Origin of the sequence: Glycocaulis albus (assembly GCF_014639075.1) — a bacterium.
Classification (GTDB): Bacteria; Pseudomonadota; Alphaproteobacteria; order Caulobacterales; family Maricaulaceae; genus Glycocaulis; species Glycocaulis albus.
Window position 1 is genome coordinate 132,501 of the sequence record NZ_BMFS01000008.1, and the last position, 9,095, is coordinate 141,595.

Genomic DNA, 9,095 nt, shown 5'->3' on the forward strand with positions numbered 1-9,095 from the left:
GTGGACTGGTAGAGCATACCAAGGCGCTTGAGAGAACTCTGTTGAAGGAACTCGGCAAATTGCTCCCGTAAGTTCGCGAGAAGGGAGCCTGGCGCTGGGCAACCAGTGTCCAGGGGCACAGACCAGGGGGTGGCGACTGTTTACTAAAAACACAGGGCTCTGCGAAGTCGCAAGACGACGTATAGGGTCTGACGCCTGCCCGGTGCCGGAAGGTTAAAAGGAGGGGTGCAAGCTCCGAATTGAAGCCCCGGTAAACGGCGGCCGTAACTATAACGGTCCTAAGGTAGCGAAATTCCTTGTCGGGTAAGTTCCGACCTGCACGAATGGCGTAACGACTTCCCCACTGTCTCCAACAGAGACTCAGCGAAATTGAATTCCCCGTGAAGATGCGGGGTTCCCGCGGTCAGACGGAAAGACCCCGTGCACCTTTACTACAACTTCACAGTGGCGTTAGTGATGATATGTGTAGGATAGGCGGGAGGCTTTGAAGCGTGGGCGCCAGTCCATGTGGAGCCATCCTTGAAATACCGCCCTTATCCTTATTGACGTCTAACCGCGGCCCGTTATCCGGGTCCGGGACCCTGTGTGGTGGGTAGTTTGACTGGGGCGGTCGCCTCCCAAAGTGTAACGGAGGCGCGCGAAGGTAGGCTCAGAGCGGTCGGACATCGCTCGTTGAGTGCAATGGCATAAGCCTGCCTGACTGCGAGACTGACAGGTCGAGCAGAGTCGAAAGACGGCCATAGTGATCCGGTGGTCCCGAGTGGAAGGGCCATCGCTCAACGGATAAAAGGTACGCCGGGGATAACAGGCTGATGATGCCCAAGAGTCCATATCGACGGCATTGTTTGGCACCTCGATGTCGGCTCATCGCATCCTGGGGCTGGAGCAGGTCCCAAGGGTTTGGCTGTTCGCCAATTAAAGCGGTACGTGAGCTGGGTTTAGAACGTCGTGAGACAGTTCGGTCCCTATCTGCCGTGGGTGTCGGATACTTGAGAGGAGCTGTCCCTAGTACGAGAGGACCGGGATGGACGCACCTCTGGTGGACCTGTTGTTGCGCCAGCAGCATAGCAGGGTAGCTAAGTGCGGACGGGATAACCGCTGAAAGCATCTAAGCGGGAAGCCCCCCTCAAAACCAGGTATCCCTTGAGAGCCGTGGAAGACCACCACGTTGATAGGCTGGAAGTGGAAGCGCAGCGATGCGTGGAGCGGACCAGTACTAATTGCTCGATAGGCTTGATTTGCGTAGCTCATGAATGGCGATCGCCTCGTCCATCATGAAGCCCGAAATTAGTCAGGATAAAATGTCTCTGTGAAACCGCGTCAAACGCGCCGACCGGGTGGTTATAGCGAGGGGACCCCACCCGTTCCCATCCCGAACACGGCCGTTAAGACCCTCAGCGCCGATGGTACTATGTCTTAAGGCATGGGAGAGTAGGTCGCCGCCCGGTCCGCCCGTTTGACGCCAGTTATCCTTTTTCTTTCCAATCAAAATGATGAACCCCCCGCTTCGGCGGGGGTTTTGTTTTGCTCGGGGCTCGGCGGGCCTGCATCCTATTACGCATTACGCTTCAATCAGCGCGCTGCGCGACGCCGTCGGTACCGGGTATCTGCTCACGCAACCATAGACTGGCTAGCGCCTTCCAGCCCGATATTACCGGCATTCCCTGGTGAAGGCTCAGCGGATCGGCGGCCCCGTCACCGGTTACGTTGTTGAAGGTGAGGACGTCACCCTTTTTGCCGCGCCAACTTATATCAAGGCGGGGAAATTTTGTTTCCCCGCCGCCGTAGCCGCCGTTAAGCGACACCAGAGAGGTGGCCCGGCGCTGGCCTTGCGCGGCCAGTTCGGCACTTGCCCAGCCGTCATCGGAGGTGAAGCAGTCGAGGTGAGGCTTGTACTCATCTCCTGGATAATACAGCAGGATCGCGAGGTTTTCCGCGAATGCAGCGCTGGTTCCGGCGCAAGCGGACATACAGGCGACGATGCGGGCGATAGCGAGATCCTGGAAGGAGCGTGGAATACTTGTGGAATAGGCTTTTCTGTGGGCGTCCAGGCTGGTGCGGCCACTGACCGGATCAAAAACCTCCGCGCGCCTGAGGGTGGGCCAGACCGTCGCCAGGAGATAATCGCAAGATGCGTGGCTGACCATCGCGTTATAGGACTGGATCGAGGGCGTCTCGCTGAGCGTCGTCCGCGATGCCTCGGAGGTTGGCCAGGCGGTATCAAGTCGTTCCAGCTCTTCTGGGGCTGTTGTTAGGACTGGCGCACGTGAGGTGCGCGGCATTTCAGCCATCGCGGTCTTTAAAGGGCCGGCCAGCGGGTAGCCCGTGGCCGCAAGCCCGAATAGCCAATGCTCCAGTTCTGGCCAAAGCCCGCCGTGATTGCGTGCGTGATGAAGAAGGGCTGCGGCCGCGAGGCCGGCGCCCTGGCGGGCTGCACCCTGCAGCAGGTGAAATGACTGGGCCGGGTGGCTATCCAGTAGAAGCACGCCCAGCTGTACCGCTGCGTCACGATCGCCTTTGCGCGCATGCTCCAGCCGCCGCCGGATCGCGTCGGGAAAACCGCCCGGACGCAGCGCCATCGCAGTTGTCAGCATGCGCCGGGCAATTGCATTGCTGGGCTCCATCGGTTCCAGCACCTTTACCGCTCCATCCGGATCGACAGGGCCTCCACGCCCATCGAGAAGCAAACCCGCCAGCGGCAAGCGGGCCCGGTCATCGCCGGATTTCAAGGCTGATTGCAACAGCCGCCGTGACCGAGGCATGTCGCCTGATCTGTCGGCCGCAATTGCCTCATCAAAAAGGGATGGCATGCGTAGTTTCCCCGTCAGGGCGGAATTGTAGCAGACTAACCGACTAACCTATGAATTCCAGCGCTGTTAATAGCTCGCTACATCCGGTTGACGGACCCTCGCGGGTTGGTTAGTTACACGCTCCCCATAGCCGGGGGACAAACCGGCATTGACGCGGGGTGGAGCAGCCCGGTAGCTCGTCAGGCTCATAACCTGAAGGTCGCAGGTTCAAATCCTGCCCCCGCACCCAGAATTATCTGACTGCCATCAGATGGAACAGGAAAACGCCCCGGAAGACCATCCGGGGCGTTTTTTGTTTAAGGCCGCCTTGAGCCTAGAAGCGCCAGCGCGCCTGCAGGGAAAGGCTGGTCGCATTGCCATCAGACCGCCCCGTGTCTGCCGCGAATGCGGCATCAAGGCTCCATTGCCGGGAAATGTCGATCCGGGCGCCGGTCTCGAGGGTATAGAAGTGGTCATCGCGTCCACGCCCCTGAACCTGAAAGGTAACAGGCGCGCCCGTGAGCGTCGCTTGCGCGGTGCGGTCTGAACCGGACAGTTCGATCTGGTGGAACGCCCGGACATAGATTTCGCTCTGCCGGCCGTTCTGATTGTAACTCTGGGCGATATAGGCGCCGAGCCCTGCCACTGTTTCGTCCTGTGAACGGGCGTCGATGCGTGATCCGAGGACACCGGCACCGGTTTCAGTATAGGCGTCAAACCGGGTGCTGGCATGACGCAGGCGCAATGCCGGTCCCCATTCAAAGGCACCCGCCGCGAGGGTGAGGCCGGCGTCAAATCCCGCCATGAACTGGGAGCCGCCGGTGTCGGCACGGGCTGTCAGCACAGTGCCGCCGGCGCTGGGTGCGCCAAGAAAGACCGGGCGTGCGATCTGGTAATCCATGAGAGCATACCCGGCATAGGCGCTGACATAGGCGTTGCCCGGGGCATGGCCGCCATAGACACTCACAGAGAGCGCTTCGCCGTCGGCACGCCGATACTGTGAGCGGGTTTCGAACTGACCATAGCCAGCAGAAAATCCGATGAGGCTGTTCTCGCCTACGCGCCGGTCTGCACCGCCGGTCAGGAACACCATGTTGGAGTCTGAGCGTCCATGGACGAAGGTGTAGTCTGCGGAGCTGACCGTGCCCGTGAGAAAGACGCCTGTGTGGTCGGGCAGGCGATCCCAGGCATGGGCGGGTTGCGGCGTTTCCACCTGCATCATCGATGATGCCATGGCCATGCTGGCGGCGCCCGGCGCAAAGCCGGAAAAGCCTGAGAGGCGCGTGTTGCCGGTAAGGGCGTAGCCCCCCTGGGTGCCGCGTGCCAGTGCGGCGGTGCGTCCGGCCAGAATATTGCCTTGCACCCGTGACAAGGCGAAACCGAAAGTGTCGAGCATGAAGGTTTCGGCCGGGTTCAGGCTTTCCAGTGCACGCGAAACGTCGCTGCCCTCAGGCAGATAGTCCAGCGTATTGACCAGCTCCCCGAAGCTGCCAGGGGGCAAATCCCCGCCAAACGGCGCAAGCGCGGCATCCAGGGCCCCCGCAACGGCCTGTTGTTGTGGTGACCCGGCCCAGTCGGCGAAGTCACGGGCGATGAGTGAGAGCACCAGGCTGTCCCCGGTGAAGCTCAGCTGGAAGTCAATCATGGGTGAGAGGGAAGGGCGTTCCAGTTGCGGATCGCCGCGCGTGCCGCCGAGTGCCTCGACGAGTACAAAGCTGTCACCGCGTGAGGGCAAATCCCGCTCGAACACCGGTATTATGGTGCCGTATATCTCTGCCCAGCCGGTGACGAAGAGCGAGTTGGAGAGCGCCGGATCGGTGTGCAGGCTGAACGCGCCTGCCGCACCGGAATCCATGTAGTAGTTGCCATCAATGGTCAGCGTTCCCGGTACCGGTCCGCCCGGCATGATGATGCCGTTAGCATGGTAATATATGTCCGGAGCGAGGATGATGCCGCGCCCGGCCACAGTGCCGCCGTCATGGATGAAGGCGAGGGTGTCAAACTCGCCATCGACATTGAGAGTACCGCCGCCCAGCAGCGAAATTCCCTGATAGTCGAACAGGATGCCACTCTCGCCGATATCAGTGAGACCGCCGAACTGGGTGAACAGGTCGGTATCCCAATACCCGTCGATATCCAGCCGCCCATCCAGTACAAGTGATCCGCCATAGTCGAAGTAATAGCCGGTATCGCGCAGGGTGAACTGTCCGCCCGAGAGGATCAGGCCGTCGGTAAAGAACAGGCCTGCCACGTCGATCAGCCCGCCTTGCTGAAAGACGCCGCCGTCGAACACGGGAGCGGTTTCCACAAAAACGCCGTTCTCCGTTACCAGAAGTTCGCCGCCATCCTGGACGCGCATCTGGCTGGTGCCCAGAATGCCGTCGAGATAGATAGTGCCAGACTGAATATCGACGAAGCTTTCCGCGATCAGCACGCCCAGTTCCGAAATGCCAAGTTCGGCAGCCGGGTCGGAAAGCGCCAGCGCGTCAATCTCGAAGAAGTCGCCATCCTCGACCCGGGTGAGGCCGGGTCCATCGAGGAATACTTCGTAAAGCGGCGTGAAGACCGGACCGGCCGTGACCGCGAACGGGCCGTTGAAATTCTGCGGCACGATGCCATCAGCCCAGTAGCCCGCATCACTCCAGTTGCCATTGCCGCCGACCGTGCTGGCCTGAATGAAGGGGGAAGCGGCATCAATCCAGTCACGGAAGGCAAATACCGGTGTGTAGAAGTCAGCCGCGCCGTAGGCGAAGCGATTGGCGGGGTTGGCGATACCATAACCGAAGGACACGATGCCGATCTGCACCAGCCCGTCTGCTGTTTCTATGAACAGGCCGCCACCGCTGTCGCCCGGAGAGGCGATGGCCTCGCCATCTACTGCGCCGCCGCCCAGAATGTTCGGGCCTGCGCCGGACGGATCATCCAGATCAAGTGCAAACAGCGGGTACTGCGTGCCCGGGTTCACAAGGCCTGCGAGCGGGGCAACGTCCGTGGCCGTGCCGACGAAGTCGAGCACGTTGCGCCCTATCCGGCGCTGGCCATCACCGCCGCTGACCAGTCCGGTCGAAGGGTTGCCGAACGATCCATAGCCACTGATCAGGACGATATCGCCCAGTGAGGCGGCGCTGGTGTTACTGGCGTCCAGCTGCACCGGCGGCACGAAAAGGACCGGGTCATCAAGCGTGATGATCGCAATGTCGGCACCTTTGAGTGACCCGCCCAGGCCATTGCTGTCCCAGTCCTCATGATAGCTCACCGACAACACGCCGAAGGGCGCAGAGTCGACCGGATTGCCGAAACCGACGCGGATGTTCTCAAGGTCTGCCATGTCCACGCAGTGCGCGGCGGTGAGTATCTGACGGCGGTTGATGACTGTGCCGCTACAGTTACCTGTACCAGTCGACGTTTCGATTGCGACGTAAGCGACGTTCGGAAGGGCTGCAGTGGTGTCGACGGCATCGCCTGGCGGCAAATCGTCGTTGAAGAGCATGTTGCGGCGCATGGCCGGTGCGTTGCCCGCAAGGGCCGAGCTGTTGGCACCTGCAGGGTTGGTGCGGACAGATGACAGCAGCGCGTTCGGGCCAGGCCCCGTATGGCGGGGAGGCCAACCGTCCGGCAATAACGGCGAGCTGCCGCCCCGCTGCGCAAAGCGTTCCGGCCGGTGTGAGGCATTCTGCGCGTATTGTGTGCACAGATACATGTCCACCTCCGAAATGCTCGGAGGCGTTGCCAGCAGGGAAACCCCGGGTATCGAGCTCGTCTCGGAGATGCAGCGCTGCTGCCCGTCCGGCCCGGTTTCGACCCTGAAGCTTGTACGCCGGGATGGCGAGACCAGTGGCCCGTCATCGCCCCACATGACAAAGTTCAGATGAGAGCCGTCGGCCCGGTCATTCCGGTTCCACGGGTCATCCCATGGCAGGTGGCTCACTCCCCGCGTCCAGTAAAGCACCATATTGTTACGGTCGAAATCGCCTATCGGCCCATCGTATGGCACCAGGCCAAAGCGGTCTGCCGCCTCTATTGGACGGGGGTTCCCCTGCCAGTCGCGATTACAGAAGCCATTGCTGGCCAGTCCCCGCCGGTCAAGACGTGCCTCCTGACCGGGAAAATTCACGTAGCGTTCCTCAATGCATTCTCCGGGCCAGGGGGTAGGGTGCCAGGTGTAGAACGTCCAGAATATGGACTGGCCGGGTGTTCCGCGGACGAAGCGGATTTCGGCGTCTCCGGTTGAGCCCTCGGCTTGGGCAGGCAGTGTGGCCAGCACGCACGCGGCAGAGGCGGCGCCCACGGCGCGGACGGCACCGGCCAGATATTTCTGTGACATGTGTAAACCCCGGCATGGCGGCGGGCCAGGTTCTTGGCAATGCCCCGCCTTGTTTCCCCAAAGCTTTGCGTTCCGGCTGGACCAGCCAGCCCGTAATCCATGGTTAAATTCTGCCCGTTCCGCGCGCGCCGGGAAGTCATCGCGCAAAAATTGAGACGCATAGGCAAGAAAATGAGACGGGCAGCATACCGGCCGCGTTTGTCCCCGTTTGCGTGCAGGCGGATGGGTGGCTGCAAGGCTTGCCCGGTTTTTCACTCGTATCTGGGTGATTTAGTGTATAGTGAATGACTGGGTACGCGACGGGGCGGGCAGCGTCTGCAATGGGGTTGATAGAGACTTCCTATTTCAATACGCGCGGCATCGCGCCAGCCGGCAGATTTGCCGCGTGGCGCGAGAATATCGGCGTCGTGTTTGACGTCAGCGCTCACGATGAGAAGTCGGAGGAGCGCTTTTCGGCGCGCGTGGACAGTTTTCTGCTCGACGGGATAGTGATCAATCACTGCAAGCTGGGCGCACAGCGTTTCTCGCGATCGGCCGGGCGGATCGCGCGCGACGGCATTGATCACTATCAGATTCATGTTTTCCTGCGGGGCTCCGTGGAGATGGAGTGCGGCGCGCGCTCCACACGGGCGAAGGCCGGTGATTTCGTTGTGCTGGACCACGCAGACACGTTCAGTTCGCGCACGACGGATTATGAAATCCTGAACGTGTTTATACCGAGGCGGCGCCTGGCCCCGCTTCTGAAGTCACCCGACAGCGTGCACGGACATGTGTTCGATTCCGGCAGCAGTGCGGGGCTGCTGCTGCGTGACTACATCATGTCTCTTTGCCGGGTGTCAGGCAGCCTGTCGCTGACCGAGGCGCCTGCTGCAGCGCAGCCTCTTGTCGAGCTGGCCGCGCTGGCCATGAATGGCAGCGGGATGACGGCCGAGGATCCTCCCGCGATAGCGGATCACGCCTTGCTGCTGAAGGCCCAGGTCTTCATCAAGGATAATTTGCCGCTGCCATCGCTCGGGCCGGAGTTGGTCGCCCAGGCGGTTGGTGTATCGAGGGCGAGGCTGTACCGGCTTTTCGAGCCTTGTGGCGGGATTGCCTGTTATGTACGTGAAATGCGCCTGCGCCGGGCTTTTACAGATCTTGCCTCGCCCGCCAGCTATCATCGTCAGATCGCCGATATCGCCTATGCTTGGGGTTTTGCGGATGCTGCGCACTTTTCGCGGTGTTTCCGCGCCCGTTTCGGCGTCAGTCCGTCCTGCATCCGGTCATCGCAATACTCGGCCAATCCTGTGGAGGTCCGTGTAAGCAGCGAGTTCGGAGATACTAAGTACGCCTTCTGGATCGGGGCGATTGCCTGACAGCCTGGTCACGCTGGCCTAATCCGGCGAAACACGGCAGTGAGCTGCTGCCGGTTCAGTGGACAGCATCCTAAGCTTCCATAGCTCTTCTTTCGTACTCGATGGGGCTGAGATAGCCCAGCGTCGAGTGCCGGCGGCGGGGATTGTAGAAGCGTTCGATGTAGTCGACACGTCTGAACGGGCCTCGTCGCGGGTGCGATAGACCTTGTTCCTGATCCGCTCGGTTTTCAGCGATGAGAAGAAGCTCTCCATCGCCGCATTGTCCCAGCAGTTGCCCGAGCGGCTCATCGAGCATGTGATGGCGTGATCGGCCATCAACCGCTGGAAGCTCTCACTGGTATACGGGCTGCCTTGATCGGAGTGATGCAACAGCGCATCGGGCCGGCCACGTCGCCAGATCGCCATCATCAGCGCGTCCGTCACCATCTGCGCCGTCATAGCGTCCTTCATCGACCAGCCCACTACACGCCGGGAGAACAGGTCCAGGACCACGGCCAGATACAGCCAGCCCTGCGCGGTCCAGATATAGGTGAAGTCGGCCACCCATTTGCAGTTCGGACCGTCCGCCTGGAACGCTCGCTCAAGCACATTCGGTGCGATGATCGAGCGCATGCCCATATCCTTGGG

Annotated in this window: 3 protein-coding genes, 1 tRNA gene, 2 rRNA genes and 1 pseudogene (1 of these 7 only partly in view); 4 read left to right on the forward strand and 3 right to left on the reverse strand. The window is 61.0% G+C overall.

What is annotated here, in order from left to right; genetic code table 11:
- Both IEV75_RS10020 and rrf read left to right on the forward strand, forming a co-directional pair.
- A 23S ribosomal RNA gene (locus IEV75_RS10020) occupies positions 1–1,241 on the forward strand; it begins 1,547 nt to the left of the window's first position.
- A 92-nt stretch (positions 1,242–1,333) separates the two neighbouring features.
- Positions 1,334–1,448: ribosomal RNA gene (gene rrf / locus IEV75_RS10025) — 5S ribosomal RNA — on the forward strand.
- Positions 1,449–1,568: 120 nt separating this feature from the next.
- On the opposite strand, the gene IEV75_RS10030 is transcribed toward rrf, so the two are convergent.
- The gene (locus IEV75_RS10030; protein WP_188452424.1) at positions 1,569–2,636 is read right to left on the reverse strand and encodes a 2OG-Fe(II) oxygenase; all 1,068 of its coding nucleotides are present in this window, start codon (positions 2,634–2,636) and stop codon (positions 1,569–1,571) included.
- Positions 2,637–2,962: 326 nt separating this feature from the next.
- Here IEV75_RS10030 and IEV75_RS10035 point away from each other — a divergent pair.
- Positions 2,963–3,039: transfer RNA gene (locus IEV75_RS10035), tRNA-Met, on the forward strand.
- 84 nt (positions 3,040–3,123) lie between these two features.
- Here the strand turns inward: IEV75_RS10035 and IEV75_RS10040 are convergent.
- Positions 3,124–7,113 (reverse strand): autotransporter domain-containing protein, encoded by a 3,990-nt coding sequence (locus IEV75_RS10040; protein ID WP_188452425.1) that lies wholly within the window; start codon positions 7,111–7,113, stop codon positions 3,124–3,126.
- A gap of 320 nt (positions 7,114–7,433) precedes the next feature.
- Here IEV75_RS10040 and IEV75_RS10045 point away from each other — a divergent pair, with 320 nt between their 5' ends.
- A complete protein-coding gene (locus IEV75_RS10045; protein WP_188452426.1) occupies positions 7,434–8,468 on the forward strand; it encodes an AraC-like ligand-binding domain-containing protein in 1,035 nt (344 codons plus the stop codon).
- A 70-nt stretch (positions 8,469–8,538) separates the two neighbouring features.
- On the opposite strand, the pseudogene IEV75_RS10050 reads toward IEV75_RS10045, so the two are convergent.
- Positions 8,539–9,095 (reverse strand): annotated as a pseudogene (locus IEV75_RS10050) (IS3 family transposase); the annotation flags it as partial.